This is a genomic window from Lelliottia sp. F153, from assembly GCF_002870005.1.
In the GTDB taxonomy this organism is placed as follows: domain Bacteria; phylum Pseudomonadota; class Gammaproteobacteria; order Enterobacterales; family Enterobacteriaceae; genus Enterobacter; species Enterobacter nimipressuralis.
Genome location: NZ_PKFT01000003.1, coordinates 404,448 through 425,712 on the forward strand (window position 1 = coordinate 404,448; position 21,265 = coordinate 425,712).

General features: G+C 56.8%; 24 protein-coding genes. 8 read left to right on the plus strand and 16 right to left on the minus strand.

Annotated elements, in window-relative coordinates:
- Positions 1-135: 135 nt before the first annotated feature.
- Complete coding sequence (locus tag F153LOC_RS11580; RefSeq protein ID WP_100777859.1) at positions 136-693, plus strand: YtfJ family protein; 558 nt, start codon at positions 136-138, stop codon at positions 691-693.
- On the opposite strand, the gene cysQ is transcribed toward F153LOC_RS11580, so the two are convergent.
- Positions 687-1,427: a 3'(2'),5'-bisphosphate nucleotidase CysQ gene (cysQ, locus tag F153LOC_RS11585; protein WP_102104458.1), complete on the minus strand. Its 741-nt coding sequence runs from the start codon at positions 1,425-1,427 to the stop codon at positions 687-689. The genes F153LOC_RS11580 and cysQ overlap by 7 nt on opposite strands.
- 190 nt (positions 1,428-1,617) lie before the next feature.
- Between cysQ and F153LOC_RS11590 the strand changes: the two genes are divergently transcribed.
- Positions 1,618-3,561 (plus strand): bifunctional 2',3'-cyclic-nucleotide 2'-phosphodiesterase/3'-nucleotidase, encoded by a 1,944-nt coding sequence (locus F153LOC_RS11590; protein WP_102104457.1) that lies wholly within the window; start codon positions 1,618-1,620, stop codon positions 3,559-3,561.
- A 58-nt stretch (positions 3,562-3,619) separates the two neighbouring features.
- On the opposite strand, the gene F153LOC_RS11595 is transcribed toward F153LOC_RS11590, so the two are convergent.
- From F153LOC_RS11595 to F153LOC_RS11615, 5 genes are read right to left on the minus strand one after another with little or no spacing between them, the layout of a single operon-like run.
- Positions 3,620-4,006, minus strand: a complete 387-nt coding sequence (locus tag F153LOC_RS11595) for a helix-turn-helix domain-containing protein (RefSeq protein ID WP_100777862.1) — start codon at positions 4,004-4,006, stop codon at positions 3,620-3,622.
- A gap of 49 nt (positions 4,007-4,055) precedes the next feature.
- Complete coding sequence (locus F153LOC_RS11600) at positions 4,056-4,559, minus strand: protein disulfide oxidoreductase (protein WP_102104456.1); 504 nt, start codon at positions 4,557-4,559, stop codon at positions 4,056-4,058.
- Positions 4,549-5,133 carry a DsbA family protein gene (locus tag F153LOC_RS11605; protein ID WP_102104455.1) on the minus strand — a complete coding sequence of 195 codons (585 nt, stop codon included), beginning with the start codon at positions 5,131-5,133 and terminating at the stop codon, positions 4,549-4,551. The genes F153LOC_RS11600 and F153LOC_RS11605 overlap by 11 nt, the downstream gene beginning before the upstream one ends.
- A gap of 2 nt (positions 5,134-5,135) precedes the next feature.
- Entirely contained in the window at positions 5,136-7,148 is a 2,013-nt protein-coding gene (locus F153LOC_RS11610) for a protein-disulfide reductase DsbD (RefSeq protein WP_102104454.1), read from the minus strand.
- 48 nt (positions 7,149-7,196) lie between these two features.
- On the minus strand, positions 7,197-7,556 hold the full coding sequence (locus tag F153LOC_RS11615) for a copper resistance protein (protein WP_102104453.1): 360 nt from the start codon (positions 7,554-7,556) through the stop codon (positions 7,197-7,199).
- A gap of 169 nt (positions 7,557-7,725) precedes the next feature.
- Here F153LOC_RS11615 and F153LOC_RS11620 point away from each other — a divergent pair, with 169 nt between their 5' ends.
- The 3 genes from F153LOC_RS11620 to F153LOC_RS11630 all read left to right on the plus strand — a co-directional run bounded on the left by F153LOC_RS11620 (position 7,726) and on the right by F153LOC_RS11630 (position 10,524).
- Complete coding sequence (locus tag F153LOC_RS11620; RefSeq protein WP_102104452.1) at positions 7,726-8,574, plus strand: SDR family oxidoreductase; 849 nt, start codon at positions 7,726-7,728, stop codon at positions 8,572-8,574.
- Between the two features lie 81 nt (positions 8,575-8,655).
- A complete protein-coding gene (locus F153LOC_RS11625; RefSeq protein ID WP_102104451.1) occupies positions 8,656-9,480 on the plus strand; it encodes an AraC family transcriptional regulator in 825 nt (274 codons plus the stop codon).
- Between the two features lie 75 nt (positions 9,481-9,555).
- Positions 9,556-10,524 (plus strand): DMT family transporter, encoded by a 969-nt coding sequence (locus tag F153LOC_RS11630; RefSeq protein WP_102104450.1) that lies wholly within the window; start codon positions 9,556-9,558, stop codon positions 10,522-10,524.
- Between the two features lie 78 nt (positions 10,525-10,602).
- Here F153LOC_RS11630 and F153LOC_RS11635 read toward each other — a convergent pair whose 3' ends face one another.
- Positions 10,603-12,252: a methyl-accepting chemotaxis protein gene (locus tag F153LOC_RS11635; protein WP_100777869.1), complete on the minus strand. Its 1,650-nt coding sequence runs from the start codon at positions 12,250-12,252 to the stop codon at positions 10,603-10,605.
- 248 nt (positions 12,253-12,500) lie between these two features.
- On the opposite strand from F153LOC_RS11635, the gene ytfE reads away from it, so the two are divergent.
- The gene (ytfE, locus tag F153LOC_RS11640; RefSeq protein ID WP_102104449.1) at positions 12,501-13,163 is read left to right on the plus strand and encodes an iron-sulfur cluster repair protein YtfE; all 663 of its coding nucleotides are present in this window, start codon (positions 12,501-12,503) and stop codon (positions 13,161-13,163) included.
- Between the two features lie 87 nt (positions 13,164-13,250).
- On the opposite strand, the gene cycA is transcribed toward ytfE, so the two are convergent.
- Positions 13,251-14,660 (minus strand): D-serine/D-alanine/glycine transporter, encoded by a 1,410-nt coding sequence (cycA, locus tag F153LOC_RS11645; protein ID WP_100777871.1) that lies wholly within the window; start codon positions 14,658-14,660, stop codon positions 13,251-13,253.
- A gap of 308 nt (positions 14,661-14,968) precedes the next feature.
- Complete coding sequence (gene fklB, locus F153LOC_RS11650) at positions 14,969-15,589, minus strand: FKBP-type peptidyl-prolyl cis-trans isomerase (RefSeq protein WP_187469894.1); 621 nt, start codon at positions 15,587-15,589, stop codon at positions 14,969-14,971.
- A gap of 233 nt (positions 15,590-15,822) precedes the next feature.
- Between fklB and F153LOC_RS11655 the strand changes: the two genes are divergently transcribed.
- A complete protein-coding gene (locus F153LOC_RS11655) occupies positions 15,823-16,467 on the plus strand; it encodes an OapA family protein (protein ID WP_102104447.1) in 645 nt (214 codons plus the stop codon).
- A 34-nt stretch (positions 16,468-16,501) separates the two neighbouring features.
- Here the strand turns inward: F153LOC_RS11655 and F153LOC_RS11660 are convergent, their stop codons facing one another.
- From F153LOC_RS11660 to rpsF, 5 genes are all read right to left on the minus strand, one after another.
- The gene (locus tag F153LOC_RS11660; protein ID WP_100777874.1) at positions 16,502-17,437 is read right to left on the minus strand and encodes a DMT family transporter; all 936 of its coding nucleotides are present in this window, start codon (positions 17,435-17,437) and stop codon (positions 16,502-16,504) included.
- 151 nt (positions 17,438-17,588) lie between these two features.
- Positions 17,589-18,038, minus strand: a complete 450-nt coding sequence (gene rplI, locus F153LOC_RS11665) for a 50S ribosomal protein L9 (RefSeq protein WP_059179941.1) — start codon at positions 18,036-18,038, stop codon at positions 17,589-17,591.
- Positions 18,039-18,079: 41 nt separating this feature from the next.
- The gene (rpsR, locus tag F153LOC_RS11670; protein ID WP_000135199.1) at positions 18,080-18,307 is read right to left on the minus strand and encodes a 30S ribosomal protein S18; all 228 of its coding nucleotides are present in this window, start codon (positions 18,305-18,307) and stop codon (positions 18,080-18,082) included.
- A gap of 4 nt (positions 18,308-18,311) precedes the next feature.
- The gene (priB, locus tag F153LOC_RS11675) at positions 18,312-18,626 is read right to left on the minus strand and encodes a primosomal replication protein N (RefSeq protein WP_100777875.1); all 315 of its coding nucleotides are present in this window, start codon (positions 18,624-18,626) and stop codon (positions 18,312-18,314) included.
- A 6-nt stretch (positions 18,627-18,632) separates the two neighbouring features.
- The gene (gene rpsF, locus F153LOC_RS11680; protein ID WP_100777876.1) at positions 18,633-19,028 is read right to left on the minus strand and encodes a 30S ribosomal protein S6; all 396 of its coding nucleotides are present in this window, start codon (positions 19,026-19,028) and stop codon (positions 18,633-18,635) included.
- Positions 19,029-19,369: 341 nt separating this feature from the next.
- Between rpsF and yjfY the strand changes: the two genes are divergently transcribed.
- Complete coding sequence (gene yjfY / locus F153LOC_RS11685) at positions 19,370-19,645, plus strand: DUF1471 family protein YjfY (protein ID WP_102104446.1); 276 nt, start codon at positions 19,370-19,372, stop codon at positions 19,643-19,645.
- 78 nt (positions 19,646-19,723) lie between these two features.
- Here the strand turns inward: yjfY and F153LOC_RS11690 are convergent, their stop codons facing one another.
- Positions 19,724-20,410 (minus strand): L-ribulose-5-phosphate 4-epimerase, encoded by a 687-nt coding sequence (locus tag F153LOC_RS11690; RefSeq protein WP_102104445.1) that lies wholly within the window; start codon positions 20,408-20,410, stop codon positions 19,724-19,726.
- Positions 20,397-21,263 carry an L-ribulose-5-phosphate 3-epimerase gene (locus F153LOC_RS11695; RefSeq protein WP_102104444.1) on the minus strand — a complete coding sequence of 289 codons (867 nt, stop codon included), beginning with the start codon at positions 21,261-21,263 and terminating at the stop codon, positions 20,397-20,399. Before F153LOC_RS11695 ends, F153LOC_RS11690 begins: the two co-directional genes overlap by 14 nt.
- Positions 21,264-21,265: the final 2 nt, after the last annotated feature.

Sequence of the window (21,265 nt, forward strand, 5' to 3'; positions counted from 1 at the left end):
AGCCTTCGTTTTTTTACGGATATGTGCGTTCGCCCGCAAACTGGCACTCGGATTGCGGGTAAAGCCGATTGATCGCACTTATGATTAAACCGTAAGACCAAGTGGTCGGATCACCTGCAACTATAAGGAAACACCATGACCCTTCGTAACATCCTGGCCGCAGCCTGCCTGTTACTGCCGCTGATGGCTTCCGCACACAACATTGAAAAGGGACAACGTGTGCCGCCAGTCGGTATTGCCGATCGGGGAGAATTGATTCTCGACAATGATAAGTTTAGCTATAAACCCTGGAATAGCGCGCAGCTCGCGGGCAAAGTGCGAGTGGTGCAACATATTGCCGGTCGTACCTCGGCAAAAGAGAAAAATGCCACCCTCGTGGAAGCGATTAAGACAGGCAAATTCCCGCACGACCGCTACCAGACCACCACCATCGTGAACACCGATGACGCGATTCCAGGCTCGGGCATGTTTGTGCGCAGCAGCCTGGAGAGCAATAAAAAGCTCTATCCGTGGTCGCAGTTTATTGTCGACAGCGATGGCGTGACGCGTAAAGCCTGGGGTCTGGAAGAGGAGAGTTCAGCGATTGTGGTGCTGGATAAAGATGGCCGCGTGCAGTGGGTGAAAGACGGCGCGCTGACGCAGGAAGAGGTGCAGCAGGTTGTCGCCCTGCTGCACAAATTGCTCGGTCAGTAAATCGAGACCCGGAAGCCCGGATTTAAGAACGACTCGCGCGGGGTGTAGTCCAGTGGCTTGCCCTGCCAGTCGTGAACGTGTGCGCCCGCGGCAGACGCCACCGCATGGCCTGCCGCCGTATCCCAGACGTTGGTTGGCCCAAAGCGCGGATACAGCTGCGCCTGCCCTTCCGCCACCAGGCAGAATTTCAGCGACGAGCCAATCGACGTCGTCTGGTGCTCGCCGATTTGATGCAGGTACTCCTGCAGCTCAGCGTCACTGTGGGAACGGCTGATGACCACCAGCGGTGGTCGCGCGTCGCGCACCTGGATGGGCTTGCGCGTACCGCTCTCTTCTTTCCACGCCTTGCCTTCTGCGGCGCTGTACATCACCTTCAGCACCGGCGCATAGACCACGCCCAGCACCGCTTTCCCTTTTTCAATCAAGGCAATATTGACGGTGAACTCACCGTTACGCTTGATAAATTCTTTGGTGCCATCCAGCGGGTCAACCAGCCAGTAGCGCTGCCAGTGCTGGCGCACATCCCAGCTCTGCGGATCTTCTTCAGACAGCACCGGGATATCCGGCGTCAGGGCCTGAAGCCCTTTGAGGATCACCTCGTGAGCCGCGAGATCGGCCGCTGTCACCGGAGAGTCATCCGCTTTGCTGACAACGTCCATCGGCTTTGTGCCATCGTAGACCTGCATAATGGCATCACCCGCATCCCGTGCGAGCTGACAAATTTTATCTAACATTATCCACCTCTTCGTTATCGCAGTGGTCATAACTTATTGTTTTAGTTATATCGTATTGTTAACAATTCCGCTATCTGTGAAGCAATTCTGGTTTCACGACGCTTTTTTCTGGCAGGATTCACACTTCTGTAAGCAACAAAATATACATACATATTCTTTTGTGGCTTGGATCGTAAAAAGGACTCCTCTGATGATTAAGTTTAGCGCAACGCTCCTGGCAACGCTGATTGCCGCAAGCGTGCAGGCCGCGACGGTAGATCTTCGCATTCTGGAAACTACCGACCTGCATAGCAACATGATGGATTTCGATTACTACAAAGATACCCCGACCGAAAAATTCGGACTGGTACGCACCGCAAGTTTGATTAACGCCGCGCGCGGCGAGGTGAAAAACAGCGTGCTGGTCGATAACGGCGACTTAATTCAGGGTAGTCCGCTCGGCGATTACATGGCGGCGAAGGGGCTGAAAAAAGGCGATATTCACCCGGTTTATAAGGCGTTGAATACCCTGGATTACGCCGTCGGTAACCTCGGAAACCACGAGTTTAACTACGGGCTGGATTATCTGCATATGGCGCTCGCTGGCGCAAAATTCCCGTACGTTAACGCCAATATCATCGACGTTAAGACCCAAAAGCCGCTGTTTACGCCCTATCTGATTAAAGAGACTGAGGTCGTGGATCAGGACGGTAAAAAGCAGACGCTGAAAATCGGCTATATCGGGTTTGTGCCACCGCAGATCATGACCTGGGATAAAGCCAATCTCTCGGGCAAAGTGACCGTTAACGACATCACCGAAACCGCGCGCAAGTACGTTCCGGAAATGCGAGAGAAAGGGGCTGATCTGGTGGTCGTGGTGGCGCACTCCGGGCTGTCTGCCGATCCGTATCAGGCGATGGCCGAGAACTCCGTCTATTACCTCAGCGAAGTACCGGGCGTTGACGCCATTCTGTTTGGTCACGCGCACGCGGTCTTCCCAGGCAAAGATTTCGCCAGCATTAAAGGTGCCGATATCGAGAAAGGAACCCTCAACGGCGTGCCGTCGGTGATGCCAGGCATGTGGGGCGATCATCTGGGCGTGGTGGATCTGGTGCTGAATAACGATGGCGGAAAATGGCAGGTGACCCAGTCGAAAGCCGAAGCGCGCCCAATCTACGATGCGGCGGCGAAAAAATCGCTGGCGGCCGAAGATAAAAATATCCTGAACGTGCTGAAACACGATCACGATGCGACCCGCGAATTTGTCAGCAAGCCGGTCGGGAAATCCTCCGACAATATGTACAGCTACCTGGCGCTGGTGCAGGACGATCCCACTGTTCAGGTGGTGAATATGGCGCAGAAAGCCTACGTTGAGCGCTTTATTCAGGGCGATCCGGACCTGGCGAAACTGCCGGTACTTTCCGCCGCAGCTCCGTTCAAAGTCGGCGGGCGTAAAAACGATCCGGCCAGCTACGTTGAAGTGGAAAAAGGTCAGCTCACCTTCCGCAACGCGGCGGATCTCTACCTCTATCCGAACACGCTGGTGGTGGTAAAAGCCACGGGGAAAGAGGTGAAAGAGTGGCTGGAGTGTTCCGCCGGTCAGTTTAACCAGATCGACGTTCACAGCAGTAAGCCGCAGTCGCTGATCAACTGGGACGGTTTCCGCACCTATAACTTCGACGTGATCGACGGAGTGGAATACCAGATCGACGTGTCACAGCCGGCGAAATACGACGGCGAGTGTCAGACGGTGAACCCGCAGGCGGAACGTATCAAGCATCTGACCTTCCAGGGTAAACCGATCGACCCGAACGCGGTATTCCTGGTGGCGACCAATAACTATCGCGCGTACGGCGGCAAATTCGCCGGGACCGGCGATAGCCATATCGCGTTTGCATCACCGGACGAGAACCGCTCGGTGCTGGCGGCGTGGATTGGCGAGCAGTCGAAAAAGGATGGCGCGATCCATCCGGCGGCAGACAATAACTGGCGTCTGGCCCCGATTCAGAGCGCGTCTAAGCTGGATATTCGTTTTGAGACGTCACCGTCTGACAAAGCGGCGGCGTTTATTAAAGACAAAGCGCAGTATCCGATGAGCAAGACCGGAACCGATGATATCGGATTCGCGATTTATCAGGTGGATTTGAGCAAGTAAGCGTATTTACCCGGCCTGCACAATGGCAGGCCGGGTAAAGGTTAACGCCGTGCGGCAATCACGCCGCACGATCCTCGCGATGAGCCAACACCTGCGGCGTATTTACCTCGATCCAGTCCACCAGCGCGGCGACCTTCTCGCTCACCTCATCGCCCAGCGGCGTGAGGCTGTACTCCACGTGCGGAGGCACCACCGGATACGACACACGATTCACAAATCCATCCTGTTCCAGCGCCTGTAAGGACTGCGCCAGCATCTTCTCGCTGACGCCGCCCATCTTACGACGCAGGTCGCTAAAGCGATGCGTGCCCTGGCGCAACGCCACCAGAATCAGCACGCCCCAACGGCTGGTGACGTGTTTGAGCACTTCACGGGACGGACACTGCTCGGCAAACAGGTTGCCGTCGCGCATTTGCTCGCTGAGGGTAGGGATTGCTGTTTTCATACTGATCTTTTCGCACATACTAACTAAAAGTTAGTGATATTATGCCACATCAAAATCCCGCCCACCAGAGCCGCAGCTTCATGCCCCAGCCGCTGGTGTAACCCGTGGTAAAGGATTTGACCTCTCCGCGCGAGACGATCAACACCGTCGGGGTCACCTGCACCTGCCAGCGGCGTGCGAGCTGGCCCTGAGGGTCGTTGACCGTCGGCATCCCGTAGCGTTTTTTCGCCAGCCAATGGCTCAGCGTGGCATCGTCACCGGAACGCAGCGCCACGCTGATGACATTTCTCCCCTCTTCTGCCATCCCTGCCACCGACGGCGTGGTGTAGCGGCATACGCCACACCAGGTCGCCCAGACATACACCAGCAGCGGTCTGTCGTGGCTGCGCTGCGCCAGATCCACCGATTCGCCGTCCAGCGTCTGCAGCGGCGTGCTAATGAAGGTCGCCGGGAGCGAGGGTTTGCGGAACTGATCGGTGATCAGCACTGCCGCGAGGGCAATCAGCAGCCAGACAATACCCTCACGCAGCCAGCGCAGTGCTTTACTGCGCATCTGGCTTCGCCAGCTCTTGCTTCACCAGCGCCTCCAGGTCGTCGTACGGAATAGCGCCCGGCACCAGGGTTTTGCCGACCAGGGTCGCCGGAGTGCCCTGCACGCCCAGCACCTGAGCAAGAATCAAATTCATCTGCAGGGTTTCGCCGCTTTTCTCATCGGCCTTGATGGTGCCCGTGCCCGTTTTCTGCTGAGCGGCCAGGATCGAAGCCTCGTCGTGATAGCCTTTCTTCGACATCAATCGCTGGTGCAGCGCCCAATACTGCTGAGGCTGCTGTCGCCAGGCCGTCAGCGCAATTCGCGCAGAGTGGGCCGAGCTTTCACTGCGAAACGGCAGCAGTTTCACCACCAGTTTGACGTCCGGAAATTTATGCACAATCTTCTCAAGCTCCGGGTCAAACTGCTTGCAGTAGGGGCAGTTGTAATCGGTAAACGACACCAGCGTCAGGCGGGGTTTTTCCGCGCCCATCGCAGGCGTGTCGGGATCATTCCAGAGCAAATTCTCCAGATCGGGTTCAGCGGCAAAACTCAGGGTCGAAAAACAGAACAGCATGATCAAGGTTAAAATACGCATTGTTAGTGTCCTTTGGCATTATTCAGGGTCTGAAGGAGATCGTCACGATCCAGCAGCGGCGGCAATATGCGGCCTTGCTCCAGGCCGGGGCCATAAATTTGGTTGAAGGGGACGGCGGCACTCTGACGCGCGCGAAGGAACTGGCTAATCGTCTCGGATGGACGGCTCCAGTCGCCGCGCAGCGCAACCACATCCGGTTCGCTGAGGGCGTTTTGCACCTCGTCGCGTAGCAGCACGTTGTATTTGTTCGCTTTGCAGGTCACGCACCAGTCGGCGGTGACATCGACGAAGACCCGTTTGTTGTCGGCCAGCGCGGCGGTAATCGCCTGTTCGCTGAGCGGCTGCCAGACGATGCGATCCTTCGCCAGCCCCGGTTGACCGGCGCCGATGAGCGGAAGGGAAATACCGAGCGACACCATCGCGGCCAGGGCACTCCACAGCGCCACCCGCCATCCCCAGCGCCATAGCGTGGCGATCAGCAGCGTGATGACGATGAACGCGCCTAACGCCTGCGTCGGCACTCGCCCAATGTGAACGGCGAGCAGGCTGGCAAGCCACAGCCCTGACGCGAGCATCATCAGGCCGAGGATTATCCGCACGACGTTCATCCATCGTCCCGGACGCGGCAGGCGCAGCGCCAGCCCTGGCCAGGCAGCGATCAACAGCCACGGCAGGCTCATGCCGATCCCCATCACCAGGAATATCCCCCACAGCAGGGACAACGGGGCGACCAGCGCCACCGAAACCGCCGTGCCGAGAAACGGCGCGGTGCACGGAGTTGCCAGCAGCGTCGCAAAGGCCCCCTGGCAAAAATGCCCCACCAGACCATTGCCGCCCCGCGTGGCGAGAAACGTAGAGACACCGGATGAAAGCCTGATTTCAAACAGCCCCAGCAGGCTGGCGCTGAAACCCACCATCACCAGCACCATCGCGGCGATAAACCACGGGTTCTGGAACTGGATGCCCCAGCCGAGCGCCTGATTGCTGAGACGCAGCGCCGTCATCATCAGCGCCAGCGCGAGGAACGAGGTCACGATCCCGGCGGCCGAGGCCATAAACTGCTGACGCACCACGCGGCGATGAGTCGACGAGGCCTGCACGACACTGCCCAGTTTCATTGCCAGTACCGGCAGCACGCACGGCATGACGTTGAGGATTAGCCCTCCGGCCAGCGCCATCAGCAGAATCCAGACCAGGCTAAACGGGGCGTCACCGGATGGCGCGTCGCCCACCGTCACCTGACTCTCCTGCGCCTGGCCGCTGTCGGCGAGGACCAGCGACAGGGTTTTGCCCCGCAGATCCGGTGCGCTGTCTCCCCAGCCGTCGCTGACGGGCAGCGTCGCGGTCAAGGTCTGGCCGTCAATCCGGTATACCGGCTTGCCAAAATCCGTGTCGGCCAGGGTGTCGATAAACAGCTCGGGCTTTTGCCAGCCCGCCTCGCGAGTGGCGGTGATACGAAGCTTTTCGTCACCGAAACCGGCGCTTAGATCGGAAGTGAGCCCTTCCTTGAGCGGCAGCGTGCCCAACGCGCGGCTGAAATCGTAGCTAAATTGCGGATCGGCGGGCGCACTGAGATCCAGCGCAAAGGGGTAGTCCGTCAGGATGCAGACGTTGCTGCAGGTGGAGAGAGTGAGCACGCCCGACAGTTTCTCCGGCATTGCGCCGCGCAGGGTGATCGGAAACGACACATTACCGTCGTAGCCCTGCGTGGTAATGCCTGCCACCTCGAAACGCTGCGGCACCGGCCAGCGCCAGTCCATCTCCAGCGGTGTGTTCCAGCTTATCGCCGGGGCGATGCCGCCCTCTCCGGGCGATCGCCAGTAGGTTTTCCAGCCTTTTTCGAGACGGACATCCAGCAGCAGGCGCGTGTCGTGCCCTTGCCGGACGTCTGCCCGCACGCGAACGCTGGCGTGATCATTATCCGCGGCACGAAGCCAGCCGCTGTCGGCGGCCTGACTGACGGGCAGCCATAGCCAGAACAGGCAGAGCATCAGCTGCCTTAAAAATGCATACATTTATTTTCTCCATAAATAATTAATTAACCTGAATTAGCAGGCAATCAATCATTCACGGAATACGCAGAGTCGCAGATGCACCCGCAATCGGGGCGGAGAGATGACGCGAGGCGGCCAGCGGCGCACCGGGCGATGGGGTACGGCGGCCAGCACCGCCAGGACCAGCGTGATGGCAAACAGCGCGCCTTCAAACATGATCGGCGGTGTTGCCAGCAGGGATTTGGCACTCAGCTCGCAAGGGGTGACCGGGGAATCGCTGTCGCCAGTCTGCTCTACCGTTTGCTGAGCCACGGAAGCGGCGTTCATCACCAGCGCGTGCAGCCCCGCCATGCGCTGAGTGGTGCAGACAAGCACCACCAGACATGCCAGAGCGACAAGAAGAAAAGCTTTACGCTGACGGGGGATCATAGACGCCTCAATCAAATTCAGGCGGATATCTTAGCGGCAAAAAAGACGCTGTGCTGTAAAGAAACGTCGTGATGACAAATTTAACACTTACCTTTTTGTACGTACTTACTAAAAGTTAGTAAGAGTGGTAATGTTCCGTCATAACATGCAAACAACGAGGAAATAACTCATGATCGCAATTACCGGCGCAACCGGCCAGCTTGGCCAACACGTTATCAACAACCTGCTTAAAACCATTCCTGCCAGCGAGATCGTGGCGATTGTACGTAACCCGGCAAAAGCCGACGCCCTGAGCCAGAAAGGCATTACCGTTCGCCAGGCGGATTACACCGACCAGGCCGCGTTTACCACCGCCCTGAGCGGCGTGGAGAAACTGCTGCTGATCTCCTCAAGCGAAGTCGGCCAGCGTGCGACCCAGCATCAGAATGTTATCAACGCGGCAAAAGCGGCGGGCGTGAAATTTATCGCCTACACCAGTCTGCTCCATGCGGATAAGTCGCCACTCGGCCTGCGCGATGAACACATTGCCACCGAAAAGGCGCTGGCCGAGTCCGGCATTCCTTACGCCCTGCTGCGTAACGGCTGGTACACTGAAAACTATCTCGCCAGCGCACCACCGGCCCTGGAGCACGGCGTGTTTATCGGCGCGGCGGGTGACGGCAAAATCGCCGCAGCCACACGCGAAGATTATGCCGCTGCGGCGGCGAAAGTGATCGCGGAAGAGGGTCACGCAGGCAACGTGTACGAACTGGCTGGCGATACGGCGTGGACGCTGAGCGAACTGGCTGCCGAGCTGAGCAAGCAGAGCGGAAAACCGGTGACCTATCAGAACCTGAGCGAAGCCGATTTCGCCGCCGCGCTGAAAAGTGTGGGCTTACCGGCCGGGCTGGCGGATATGCTGGCAGATTCCGATGTCGGTGCCTCGAAGGGCGGTCTGTTCGACGACAGCCGTACCCTGAGCAAACTGATCGATCGCCCGACCACGCCGCTGGCTGAGAGCATCAAAGGCATTCTGTAATTGTTAAGCGGTGGTTAATTTTAGTGGCATCCCCGTGGGTCATCTCTGATAATGAAAAGATGACCCACCTGGAGGCTCACCGTGCAAGGCGTACCCGAACAGTTCATCGATGAGAGAGACAGCGCGCGCTTTCGCCATCTGGCGCAGGTGCCGGGCGTCGAACTGTATCATGCGCATATCTCACGTTACGCCTTTGAACCTCACACCCACGAAGCCTTCGGGATCGGCGCGATAGAAGCCGGAGCCGAACGCTTTCGCTATCGTGGCGCGCAGCATGTCGCGCCCGTTCATTCTGTTGTCACCATGAATCCCGACGAGTTGCACACCGGCGAGGCCGCCACAGAAGACGGCTGGCGCTACCGGATGGTCTATCTCGATCCCGATCTGCTCGAAGAGGTGACCGGCATTCGCCACTGGTGGTTTAGCGACGTCACACGCCATGACCCGCTGCGCTCGCAGCAGATCTGTCAGCTGATTTACGGGCTGTGGCACACGGACGATCCGCTGGCCCAGAAGGGCTTACTGCTGGATCTGATCGAGACATTTCAGCCGCTGGCGCGCCATGCTCCGGTCATTCAGGAAGGGGCGCACCGCTTCGAGCGGGCGCGCGAGTATCTGCACGACAATTATATGCATCCGGTGACCCTGGATGAGCTGGCGCGCGTGGTCTCGCTGAGTCCGTACCATTTCCAGCGCCAGTTCAAAGCACACTTTCACGTGACGCCGCACCAGATGCTGATGGCGATCCGCCTGTGGCGCGCCAAAGCGTTTCTCACCCTCGGCATGCCGGCCGCTGAAGTGGCCGCCGCGACCGGGCTGACCGATCAGTCTCATCTCACCCGCGCCTTTACCCATCGCTACGGCATTACGCCCGTTCGCTATCAGAAGCAGGTCGTACGGCGCTAATGCGCAATCTCATACAATATTCCCGGCGGACCTCTTTCTACACTGTGCGCAGGTTTCTCTGACGTGGATGGCAAAATGATTAGCGGCGTGTTGTATGCCCTGCTGGCGGGTTTGATGTGGGGATTAATTTTTGTCGGCCCACTCATTGTGCCGGAATACCCGGCAATGTTGCAGTCGATGGGGCGCTATCTGGCGCTGGGGCTTTTCGCCCTGCCGCTGGCGTGGATGGGCCGCGCTCGCCTGCGTCAGTTGAGTCGCGGCGACTGGGTCACCGCCCTGGGCCTGACCATGATGGGCAATCTGATCTATTACGTTTGTCTGGCCAGCGCCATTCAGCGCACCGGCGCACCCGTGTCGACCATGATTATCGGCACCCTGCCGGTGGTGATTCCGGTGTTCGCCAACCTGCTCTATAGCCATCGCGACGGTAAACTGGCGTGGTCGAAAATGCTGCCTGCGCTGGTGTGTATCGCCATCGGTCTGGCTTTTGTGAACATCGCCGAGCTGCATCATGCGCGTGTCGATGAGTTTGACGGCTGGCGTTACGGCTCGGGGATTTTGCTGGCGTCGATCTCCGTGGTCTGCTGGGCGTGGTATGCCCTGCGTAACGCCCGCTGGCTGCGGGAAAACCCGGATAAGCCTCCGATGATGTGGGCCACCGCCCAGGCGCTGGTGACGCTGCCAGTATCGCTGCTCGGCTACGTGGCATCTTGCTGGTGGCTGGGACTGCAACAGCCGGAGTTTGCCCTGCCGTTCGGGCCGCGCCCGTGGGTGTTTGTCGGCCTGATGGTGGCGATTGCGGTGCTGTGCTCGTGGGTGGGTGCATTGTGCTGGAATATCGCCAGCCAGAAATTGCCGACGGTAATTCTTGGGCCGTTGATTGTCTTCGAAACCCTGGCCGGGCTGCTTTATACCTTCCTGATGCGCCAGAGCGTGCCGCCGCTGTTAACGGGGTGCGGGATTTTGCTGCTGGTGGTGGGAGTGGTGATTGCCGTCAGAGCAAAGCCGGAAAAACCGACGGTGGTGACGGTTTCGCAGGTTTGACACCACGCCCGGAAAGCGTCAGGGCTTTCCGGGCGTGGATTGTAGTAACCGGAGGGCGCAAGCGCCCTCCGGCCTCTGTCAGAAGGTTTCCCAGTTCCCGTCAACCATCGCTGCTGCGGGTTTAGCTTTTGCGACGTAGGTTTTCACCGGTGCCGCTTTTACCGCCTGACCGCGGGTGATTTTAAACACCGCGACCGCTTCGTTCAGGCGCGCAGCCTGATCTTCCAGCGCCGCCGCGGCTGCCGCTGACTCTTCCACCAGCGAGGCGTTCTGCTGAGTCACGCGATCCATCTCGGCGACGGCCTGCCCGACCTGATCGATACCACGGCTCTGCTCGTCGGACGCCGAGGCGATTTCGCCCATGATATCGGTCACGCGGGTGACGGCATTGACGATCTCAGACATGGTCTCCCCGGCCTGATTCACCAGTGCAGAACCGGCGTTGACGCGATCGCCTGAATCATCGATCAGCGCTTTGATCTCTTTCGCGGCCTGAGCGCTACGCTGGGCCAGGGTACGAACTTCCCCTGCCACGACTGCAAAACCACGGCCCTGCTCACCTGCACGCGCCGCTTCTACCGCCGCGTTGAGAGCCAGGATGTTGGTCTGGAAGGCAATGCCGTCGATCACGTTAGTGATCTGGGCGATTTTGCTGGAACTGGTGGCAATCTCATCCATCGTGCGCACTACGCCTTCCACCACGCTGCCGCCTTTTTTGGCGGTGGTTGATGCATCCAGCGCCAGTCGGGACGCCTGACGGGCGTTATCGGCGTTTTGCTTCACGGTGGCGGTCAGCTGTTCCATGCTCGCAGCGGTCTCTTCCAGCGACGCGGCCTGCTGCTCGGTGCGGGAGGAGAGATCGTTGCTGCCGGCGGAAATTTCACCGGCGCCCGTATAGATTGTGTCAGCCCCTTCGCGCACCACGCCGACGGTGTTCGCCAGTGCGGTTTGCATCTCTTGTACGTTACGCGCCAGTACCGCCATTTCGTTCTTGCCCTGGGCGTCGATCGGCTGCGTCAGATCGCCTGCCGCAATCGCACGGATATGGCTGATCACATCATGCAACGGAAGCAACAGCACGCGGCGCATCGCAATCCAGCTGGTAATAATTACCGCTGCGACCACCACCATAATGGCGGAGAGGATCCACAGGATGCGGGTGTAGTCGCTTTCATTGTCCTGAATGCCTTTGCTGGTCAGCTTCGCCTGCGCTTCACGCCACTCGCGATACACCTTTTGCATCGCGGTCTGCTTTTGCTCGGCGTTTTGCTTGAACATATCTTCCAGGTTGCCCTGTGCCAGTAAGGTGTTCATTTGCGTCAGAGTGGCGGAGTAGACGCGGTACTGCTCTTCCAGCTGTTTGGAGAGGTTTTCGTCCATCCCCGGCGTTTCCGGCAGGGCGTAATATTTATCGTAATGACCCTGCGCTTCCGTCAGCAGGTTTTTCGCGGTAGCGACCAGCTCGTTCAGCTGCCCGCCGTTAATCTGGCTCGCCACGCTGCTCTGCAAGCGGAGCATTCCACGGTTGAGAGTGACGCGCGCCTGGTTGAGGCTGATCCAGGCGTCAGTAAATTCCGCGACGTTCTGGCTGGAGAGCTGAGAGACGGTGAAATTGTCTTTGTCATTATTCAGAGCATTGATGAATACCCCGGCGGAGATCAGCTGAACGGCGCCCAGCCCGAGCAACACCGAGATCAAGAGGGTGATGACTTTTATACGTTTAAACATGCGATGCCTTTAGTTATCTGCAGGATTTTATCTGACCTGTATCTATCGGCAGGGACGCGGGGTTGTTTAACGCCTTCTCCGGCATGAGAAGCCCATTCGCGGAATTTTTCAAATCCATTCAGCAGGTTAATACATCAAAATAAATGTGACGGATCTCTCATTTTCGCCGCTGCCCCCAAAGGGTTATAGCTTCACCATAAAGATGCATTTAAAATGCATCTTATATTCTTAATGATGAGGTAACGACGATGGCCTTCCGCGACCAACCTTTAGGCGAGCTGGCGCTCTCCATCCCGCGCGCATCTGCGCTGTTTCGTAAATACGATATGGACTACTGCTGCGGCGGGAAGCAAACGCTGGCGCGTGCGGCATTGCGTAAGGCGCTGGATGTTGATGCGATTGAAGCTGAGCTGGCGCAGCTGGCCGAACAGCCCATCGAGAAAGACTGGCGGAGCGTGGCGCTGGCGGAAATCATCGACCACATCATCGTGCGTTACCACGACCGTCATCGCGAACAGCTCCCGGAACTGATTCTCCAGGCGACCAAAGTTGAGCGTGTGCATGCCGATAAAGCCTCCGTACCGCGCGGCCTGGCGAAATACCTGACCATGCTGCACGAAGAGTTATCCAGCCACATGATGAAAGAGGAGCAGATCCTCTTCCCGATGATCAAACAGGGCATGGGTACGCAGGCGATGGGACCGATCAGCGTCATGGAGAGCGAGCACGACGACGCGGGCGAACTGCTGGAGGTGATCAAACACACCACCAATAACGTGACGCCGCCGCCAGATGCCTGCACGACCTGGAAAGCGATGTACAACGGCCTTAACGAGATGATCGACGATCTGATGGAACACATCAGTCTGGAAAATAACGTCCTGTTCCCGCGTGCATTAGCCGGGGAATAAAAAAAGGCCCGGTCGCGTGAGCGCTTACCGGGCCTCTATTTGTGCCTTAGTGTGCCGGAGAGGCGAAGCGCGCCTCCGGCAACAGACTTAGCGCATGCCTGCCATACGTTTCTTACCGATAAACAGCCAGCCTAACCCCAGCGCAATGAACCACAGCGGCGTCACGATCAGCGCCTGACGGGTGTCATCTTCCAGCGTCAACAGAACCAGAACAAATACGAAGAACGCCATACAGACCCAGCACATCAGCTTGCCGAGCGGCATCTTGTAGATGGATTTCTCATGCAGCTGCGGACGCTGTTTGCGGTACACCAGGTACGAGCAGAGGATGATGGTCCAGACAAACATGAACAGGATCGCGGAGACCGTGGTGATCATGGTGAACGCACCAATCACGCTCGGGTTGACGTACAGCATCACCACACCGCCCAGCAGGCAGATGCAGGAGAAGGTCAGCCCTTTCGCCGGTACGGCACGTTTGGAGAGCTTCGCGAAAGCGCTGGGTGCCACGCCTTCCTGCGCCAGACCGAACAGCATACGGCTGGTCGAGAACACGCCGCTGTTGGCAGAAGAGGCCGCCGACGTCAGCACCACGAAGTTAATCAGGCTTGCCGCAGCAGGCAGACCAACCAGTACGAACAGTTCTACGAACGGGCTTTTGGTTGGAACGACGGAGCTCCACGGCGTCACGGACATAATGACGATCAGCGCGAAGACGTAGAACATGATGATACGAATCGGGATGGAGTTGATTGCGCGCGGCAGGGATTTCTCCGGATCTTTGGTTTCCGCAGCGGTGGTACCCACCAGCTCAATACCCACGAAGGCGAACACCGCAATCTGGAAGCCAGCAAAGAAGCCGCTCAGCCCTTTCGGGAACCAGCCGCCGTCATTCCACAAGTGTGTAAAGGAAGCCTGCACGCCGGTCGGTGACTGGAAGTGCGTCAGCACCATCACCAGCCCCACGACAATCAGCCCGACGATGGCGACGATTTTGATCATCGCAAACCAGAACTCCATCTCACCAAACATTTTTACGGTGGCGAGGTTAAGGCTCAGCAGCAGGACGATCACCGCAAGGGACGCCACCCAGTCGGAAAGACCGGGGAACCAGAACTGCGCGTAGGCGGTGATGGCGACAACGTCAGCCATGCCGGTGACCACCCAGCAGAACCAGTACGTCCAGCCGGTAAAGTATCCCGCCCAGGGGCCGAGCAGGTCAGAAGCGAAGTCGCTAAAAGATTTGTATTCGAGATTCGAGAGCAGCAATTCACCCATTGCACGCATCACGAAGAACAGCATAAAACCGATGATCATATAGACGAAGATGATCGACGGCCCGGCAAGACTGATGGTTTTGCCCGACCCCATGAACAGCCCTGTGCCGATGGCACCGCCGATGGCGATAAGCTGAATATGACGGTTTGTGAGATTGCGCCGTAGCGACTGTTCAGACGAAGCCTCTTCGTCGGCAACGACTTTTACCTGATCTACCATGTGTTTTTTTCCTGTTATGCCTGTCTGTGTTGTTAAGGCTCTTCTGGCCTTTAGTTACGTCATGATGTGACGGTCCCTTAAAAAGGACTCATCGATAGTAGGTAAGAATCGGCGGGATGAATACTATGAAATAGATATTATGTTAATAATATGTTTAAAGTGAGTGTCATATCACTCATACAACGCGAAACAGCTCACAAAAATACACGCAACTCGTAGCTTTGCAAGATAAAATATTGATATCGGCTTAACTATAGGTTTTCTCACTATTTCCCCTCCCGCAAGGGGAGAGGAAATGCGTGTGCCGATTACAGAATTTCCAGCAGCTCGACTTCAAACACCAGGGTGCTGAATGGCGGGATGGACGCGCCAGCGCCACGCTCGCCGTAAGCCAGGTTCTGCGGGATAGTCAGTTCCCATTTGGAACCTACAGGCATCAGCGTCAGCGCTTCGATCCAGCCTGGGATCACGCCGTTGACCGGGAATTCAGCCGGTTCGCCACGGGCGACAGAGCTGTCGAACACCGTACCGTCGATCAGTTTACCGGTGTAGTGCACGCGTACATGGTCAGTACGTGCCGGGATTGCGCCTTCGCCCTGAGTGATGACGCGGAACTGCAGGCCGGATTCGGTGCTGTTCACGCCCTCTTTCTCACGGTTCTCTTCCAGGTATTTCACGCCTTCGGCGGCCATCTCTTCAAAACGCTCGCGACGAACGGCATCCGCACGTTCGTGAACTTCACGCAGTGCGCGATGTACAACGTCTACCGGTACAGCCGGGTGTTTGCCTTCCAGCGCGTCAGCGATACCCGCCACCAGTGCTTCAGGTAACAGTCCTTCCAGGCCGGATTCGCTCAGCTGCTGTCCTACCTGCAAACCGATACCGTAGCTTGCCTGCGCTTCGATAGTGTCAAAAGTCGGGGTGGTCATGGGTTTTCCTTCCATCACATTTAAAGTAGCGGGCAGCATATCAGCCACGCCCTTATGGGTAAAACTTTGTCTTAAGTTAAGATGACAAACTGCGCCGAAACAGAAACAATAGAGGTGACCAGGTGTTTTCCTAAACGTGAGTCACACGAGTCGGGTTTACTACGCCATTCAGGCAGTTAGCAGACTATACTTCTCAGGACAGGATTATAATGATGCGGAGCAGGAGGAGAGCCATGCCCGGGCGATTTGAACTGAAACCTACCCTGGCGAAAATCTGGCATGCGCCGGACAACTTTCGCATCATGGATCCGCTGCCGCCCTTCCATCGCAGAGGCGTGATTATTGCTGCCCTGGTGGTGGTGATTGGGTTCCTGCTTCCTTCTGGCGATGACAGCAGCGATACGCAGCCTGTCACGCGTAATGCGCAGTTAGATATTCAGTCGCAGTCGCGGCCACAGCCCGATCAACAGCCGATGCAAACACAGCTGGTCACGCCGTCAAACGACCCAGGCCAGGTGGCGCCGGTATCCCCCGAACCGATTCAGGAAGAGCAGCCGCAGGAACAAGCCGCAGCGCCTGTTCAGTCGCAAGCGCAGCAGCCCACCGGTATTGAACAGCAGTGGCGCTCCTATCGCGTCGAGCCGGGTAAAACCATGGCGCAGCTCTTCCGCGACCATAATCTGCCACCGACTGATGTGTACGCCATGGCGCAGGTAGAAGGCGAAGGAAAACCCCTGAGTAATTTACAGAATGGCCAGATGGTACAGATTCGCCAGAACGCCAGCGGCGTGGTGACAGGGCTGACGATTGATACCGGCAGCGGCCAGCAGGTGCTGTTTATGCGTGAGCCAAACGGCAGCTTTATCCGCGTGAAGTAGCCGAAAGCCCGGTCACACTGGCCGGGCGTTCACATCAGGCGGTTTTTTTCGCCTTATTCACCCACCAGATCCCCGAACAGACCAGCACCAGCGCGATAGCGTATTTGATCTCCAGAATGTTTTCCCCGAGGAAAATGGCGGACAGCACGGTACCGGCAACGGGAATGACAAAGTTGAAGGGGGCTATCATGCTGACGCGATTTACTTTGAGCAGCATACTCCACAGTGCAAAGGCCACGGACGAGAGCAGCGTCAAATAGCCGAGAACGGCCACCGCAGCCGTGCTGTGCACTTCCAGCCGCCCACCCGTCGAGTAGCCCCCTACCACCAGCACCAGCCCGCCAATGGCCAGTTGCCACCCGGTCATCACCGTGGGATCGACGGTTTGCGAAATACGTTTCCCGTACAGCGTGGCTGCCGAGAGGATGAACGCCGCCAGCACCACAAAACCATCGCCGTTCCAGACAAAGTGAAAATCCAGTAATCCGCTGTTGAAATTCACCAGCATCACGCCCGCAAAGCCCAGTATGCAGCCGATGGTTTTGTTATAGCTGAGTTTGTCGTTTTGATAGATAAAGTGCGCGAGCAGTACGCTGAAGAAGGTTCCGGTCGCATTCATGATCGACCCTTTCACGCCGGTCGTGTACGCGAGGCCCACATAGAAGAAAACGTACTGGATTGACGTTTGCGTCAGGCCCAGCAGGGTCAGCTGCCCAAACTGCCGTGGCGTGAGCCGGGCGATGGGTTTGCGTTGCGCGAGGGCAAACATCAGCAGTAGCAGGCCTGCAAAGAGAAAACGGTATCCGGCGAAGACCACTTTCGACGGAATATCGTCGGTGGCGATCTGAAAAAGTTCGTAGCCGCTTTTGATCGCCGGATAAGAGCTTCCCCACAGCAGGCAGCAGAGCGTGGCGCTGGCGTAGGCGATATTCTTACGGGCAAACAGGGATACGGGCTGAGAGGCGTCCATAGCAAATCTCAAAGATAAAATAGCGTTTCAATTATTATCAGGGATTGCGACGGGAATAGCTACCATACAAGTTGAGAGGTGTGATTCTGGCGGGGCTAAAAAACAAAACGCCGGCACAAGGCCGGCGCTTAGACGCTAACTAAGTAAAAAATTACTCAGCTACAACGTTAACAACCAGTTTAGCGAACACTTCGCTGTGAACCTGGAAGTCCACTTCGTGCTCACCAGTGGTACGCAGAACGCCGTTCGGCATGCGAACTTCGCTCTTAGCCACTTCAACGCCAGCTGCAGTTACAGCGTCAGCGATGTCGCGGGTACCGATAGAACCGAACAGTTTACCTTCGTCGCCAGATTTAGACGCGATGGTAACGGTGCCCAGTGCATTGATTGCTTCAGCACGAGCGTTAGCAGCCGCCAGAACGTCAGCCAGTTTGGCTTCCAGTTCAGCACGACGTGCTTCGAAAAACTCAACGTTTTTCTTAGTAGCTGGAACAGCTTTACCCTGTGGAACCAGGAAGTTACGTGCGTAACCCGCTTTAACGTTAACCTGATCACCCAGGCTGCCCAGGTTTGCTACTTTATCAAGCAGAATAACTTGCATTACCTTATCCTCTTAAAGTCGTATTAATGGACCGTGCCCGATTACTGATGACGATCAGTGTACGGCAGCAGGGACAGGTAGCGAGCGCGTTTGATAGCGCGAGCCAGCTGACGCTGATATTTTGCACGAGTACCGGTGATACGGCTTGGGACAATCTTACCGCTTTCGGTGATGTAGTTTTTCAGCGTTGCGATATCTTTATAGTCGATCTCTTGAACGCCTTCCGCGGTGAAACGGCAGAACTTGCGACGACGGAAATAACGTGCCATATGGCTAGTCTCCAGAATCTATCAAATCAATCTGCTCGGCATGCAGAACCATTTTGCTCAGGCCGTTCTTTGCCTTGTGGCAAGAGATGAACCCCTGAACGGTGACTGCACAGCCGACCGTTATACTGTGAGTAATGGCCTGGTTTTCGTGTCCGCTAATAATAACGGGCATTTGGCACCACGCCTGCCGGTGAAACCCGGCTTCCTCCTGCACAGAACGATGCTCAAGCACGAACTGGCAATGAGGAATTCCTGATGGGCTGACCTTACGAAGGGGGGTCCTGCACACGGTACCGGACAACACCAGACGGTTGGTCATCAGAAATTACTCTTCAGAATCCCCAGCATCAGAATCATCTGCGGTTTCGTTTGCGAAATCATCGCGACGCTCACGGCGCTCGTCTTTCGCTTTAACCATCGGAGATGCTTCGGTAACTGCGTTCTTAGTACGCATTACCATGCTGCGGATAACGGCGTCGTTGAAGCGGAAGTTAGTTTCCAGCTCATCGATCACTTCCTGCGGAGCTTCAACGTTCAGCAGAACGTAGTGAGCTTTGTGCAGTTTGTTGATCGGGTAAGCCAGCTGACGGCGGCCCCAGTCTTCCAGACGGTGGATCGTACCTTCTGCTGCAGTGATTGCACCAGTGTAACGTTCGATCATACCCGGAACCTGTTCGCTCTGGTCAGGATGGACCATAAAAACGATTTCGTAATGACGCATCGAATTGCTCCTTACGGATTATTCAGCCTCCTGTCTGGGTCAGCCGCGGCCCATGGAGGCAAGGAACGTGTTAAAGGGCGGCCGAAAAATTGACGCGTCATTCTAATTGCGAACCCCCATAAACTCAAGCTGATTGCACAAATAATTCGCACAAAGCGTAAAGCTGGCCTAAGTGGATGATTTAAAATTAGACACATCGGAAAGCGCTACTTTTTTGAACAACAGCATCAGAAATGGTCGCCATTCCCCACACTATTAGCGATTACACTTTAATCAGACCCTATCCCAGGCGAATAAGGAGAGGAAAACCGTACACAGCACGCAGTCGTGGAGCGCATATCATGAAAAAAATCGTAATAGCCATTGTGGCTGCGCTTTTGCTCAGTGCAAACGCGATGGCAGCCATCAAGATCGACGGTCGACAGGCCAGAAATATGGATGATGTGCAGAGCTTAGGCGTAATTTACATAAACCATAACTTCGCCACCGAAAGTGAAGCAGATCAGGCGCTGAATGAAGAGACTGATGCATCGGGCGCAAAGTACTACCACGTCATTTTGACCCGTGAGCCCGGTAGCAACGGCAATATGCATGCAAGCGCAGATATCTATCGATAAGACTTTGACGCTAGCACCAGGAAAGCCAAAACGAGAACATAGCCATAGTTTGACTTGCCCCCTGCCCGGGGGCTTTTTTTATTTCTGCCCGTAATAAGCATCAGGGCCATGCTTGCGCAGATAGTGCTTGTTCATCAAATAGCGATCAATGGGCTGTAGCTGCGGATTGATTCCGTGCGCAATCCACGCCATCTTCGCCACCTCTTCCAGCACTACTGCGTTGTGCACCGCCTCGTGAGCATTTTTTCCCCACGCAAACGGGCCGTGTTGCCAGACGACAATCCCCGGCGTATGCAGCGGCTCGCACTCGCCTATCGTCTCGATAATGACCTTGCCCGTATTCAGCTCATATTCACCCTGTACTTCTGCTTCGGTTAATGCCCGGGTACAGGGAATATCACCGAAGAAATAGTCTGCGTGCGTGGTGCCGAGTGCCGGGATAGCGAACCCGGCCTGCGCCCAGGCTGTCGCATGGGTGGAGTGGGTATGCACCACGCCGCCAAGCGTCGGATAGCGGCGGTACAGCGCCAGATGGGTTGCCGTATCCGAGGAAGGATTCCATCTCCCCTCGATAACGTTACCCTCCAGATCCACTACCACCATATCCTCTGGCTGCATGACGTCATACGCCACCCCGCTTGGCTTGATGACCACCCACCCGCGCACGCGGTCGATAGCACTCACGTTGCCCCAGGTGAACGTCACCAGGCCGTAGCGCGGCAAATCCATATTCGCGTCATAGACCTGCTGTTTAAGCTGTTGCATGAGCCGCCTCCCGCAATCCCGCCCGCGCCATACGCTCGCAAACCCATTCGCGCGCTTTCGTTACTTCCGCTAGTGGGTCGTCTGCCGTTTCGCTCCACATCTCAATCAAATAAGGCCCGCAATAACCGCTCTGTTTGAGTGTCCGGAAGCACTGTTCGAAATCCACCACCCCGGTGCCGAAAGGTACGTTTTTGAATACCCCGGGCCGTGTATCTTTGACGTGAACCGCTACGATATGCCCGCAACCTGCCTGCAACTCCATTTGTACGTCGTTATCCCACGCCGAGAGATTGCCGATATCAGGATAGATCTGGAACCACGGATTATTGAGATAGTGTGCGTAGCCCAGCGCTTTGCTGATGGAGTTCATCAGCGGGTAATCCATGATCTCCATCGCCAGCGTCACCTGGGCACGGCTGGCCATTTCTACGCTTTGCTTCAGCCCCTCACGAAAGCGACGCCGCGTTTCGTCATTGGCCTCCTGATAATAGACGTCATAGCCCGCCAGCTGAATGACGCGAATCCCAACATCCTGCGCGAAAGTGATGGCTTTACGCATGATCTCCAGTCCCTGGTCACGAATCGGGTCATCTTCGCTGCCGAGCGGAAAACGGCGGTGCGCACTTAAGCACATTGACGGCACCCGCACGCCCGTTTCCGCCACCGCATTGACCAGCGCCAGCCGCTGTTCACGGCTCCAGTCGAGACGCGCGAGACGAAGATCGGTCTCATCCACCGACATTTCAACAAAATCGAACCCCAGCTGACGCGCCAGTTGCAGGCGCTCCCGCCAGCACTCCCCGGCAGGGAGTGCTTTTTCGTAGATCCCGAGCGGGACCTGTTTCGATAACATAT

Excerpts from the sequence above, each read along its gene's own strand:
- F153LOC_RS11620 (WP_102104452.1), top strand. The coding sequence starts at position 7,726 with ATGATCGCAATTACCGGCGCAACCGGCCAGCTTGGCCAACACGTTATC.
- fklB (WP_187469894.1), bottom strand. The coding sequence starts at position 15,589 with ATGACCACCCCGACTTTTGACACTATCGAAGCGCAGGCAAGCTACGGT.
- rplI (WP_059179941.1), bottom strand. The coding sequence starts at position 18,038 with ATGCAAGTTATTCTGCTTGATAAAGTAGCAAACCTGGGCAGCCTGGGT.
- F153LOC_RS11590 (WP_102104457.1), top strand. The coding sequence starts at position 1,618 with ATGATTAAGTTTAGCGCAACGCTCCTGGCAACGCTGATTGCCGCAAGC.
- F153LOC_RS11605 (WP_102104455.1), bottom strand. The coding sequence starts at position 5,133 with ATGCGTATTTTAACCTTGATCATGCTGTTCTGTTTTTCGACCCTGAGT.
- F153LOC_RS11635 (WP_100777869.1), bottom strand. The coding sequence starts at position 12,252 with ATGTTTAAACGTATAAAAGTCATCACCCTCTTGATCTCGGTGTTGCTC.
- F153LOC_RS11600 (WP_102104456.1), bottom strand. The coding sequence starts at position 4,559 with ATGCGCAGTAAAGCACTGCGCTGGCTGCGTGAGGGTATTGTCTGGCTG.
- F153LOC_RS11580 (WP_100777859.1), top strand. The coding sequence starts at position 136 with ATGACCCTTCGTAACATCCTGGCCGCAGCCTGCCTGTTACTGCCGCTG.
- F153LOC_RS11695 (WP_102104444.1), bottom strand. The coding sequence starts at position 21,263 with ATGTTATCGAAACAGGTCCCGCTCGGGATCTACGAAAAAGCACTCCCT.
- priB (WP_100777875.1), bottom strand. The coding sequence starts at position 18,626 with ATGACCAACCGTCTGGTGTTGTCCGGTACCGTGTGCAGGACCCCCCTT.
- F153LOC_RS11655 (WP_102104447.1), top strand. The coding sequence starts at position 15,823 with ATGCCCGGGCGATTTGAACTGAAACCTACCCTGGCGAAAATCTGGCAT.
- F153LOC_RS11615 (WP_102104453.1), bottom strand. The coding sequence starts at position 7,556 with ATGATCCCCCGTCAGCGTAAAGCTTTTCTTCTTGTCGCTCTGGCATGT.
- yjfY (WP_102104446.1), top strand. The coding sequence starts at position 19,370 with ATGAAAAAAATCGTAATAGCCATTGTGGCTGCGCTTTTGCTCAGTGCA.
- rpsR (WP_000135199.1), bottom strand. The coding sequence starts at position 18,307 with ATGGCACGTTATTTCCGTCGTCGCAAGTTCTGCCGTTTCACCGCGGAA.
- F153LOC_RS11690 (WP_102104445.1), bottom strand. The coding sequence starts at position 20,410 with ATGCAACAGCTTAAACAGCAGGTCTATGACGCGAATATGGATTTGCCG.
- cysQ (WP_102104458.1), bottom strand. The coding sequence starts at position 1,427 with ATGTTAGATAAAATTTGTCAGCTCGCACGGGATGCGGGTGATGCCATT.
- cycA (WP_100777871.1), bottom strand. The coding sequence starts at position 14,660 with ATGGTAGATCAGGTAAAAGTCGTTGCCGACGAAGAGGCTTCGTCTGAA.
- ytfE (WP_102104449.1), top strand. The coding sequence starts at position 12,501 with ATGGCCTTCCGCGACCAACCTTTAGGCGAGCTGGCGCTCTCCATCCCG.
- F153LOC_RS11610 (WP_102104454.1), bottom strand. The coding sequence starts at position 7,148 with ATGTATGCATTTTTAAGGCAGCTGATGCTCTGCCTGTTCTGGCTATGG.
- F153LOC_RS11630 (WP_102104450.1), top strand. The coding sequence starts at position 9,556 with ATGATTAGCGGCGTGTTGTATGCCCTGCTGGCGGGTTTGATGTGGGGA.
- F153LOC_RS11595 (WP_100777862.1), bottom strand. The coding sequence starts at position 4,006 with ATGAAAACAGCAATCCCTACCCTCAGCGAGCAAATGCGCGACGGCAAC.
- rpsF (WP_100777876.1), bottom strand. The coding sequence starts at position 19,028 with ATGCGTCATTACGAAATCGTTTTTATGGTCCATCCTGACCAGAGCGAA.
- F153LOC_RS11660 (WP_100777874.1), bottom strand. The coding sequence starts at position 17,437 with ATGGACGCCTCTCAGCCCGTATCCCTGTTTGCCCGTAAGAATATCGCC.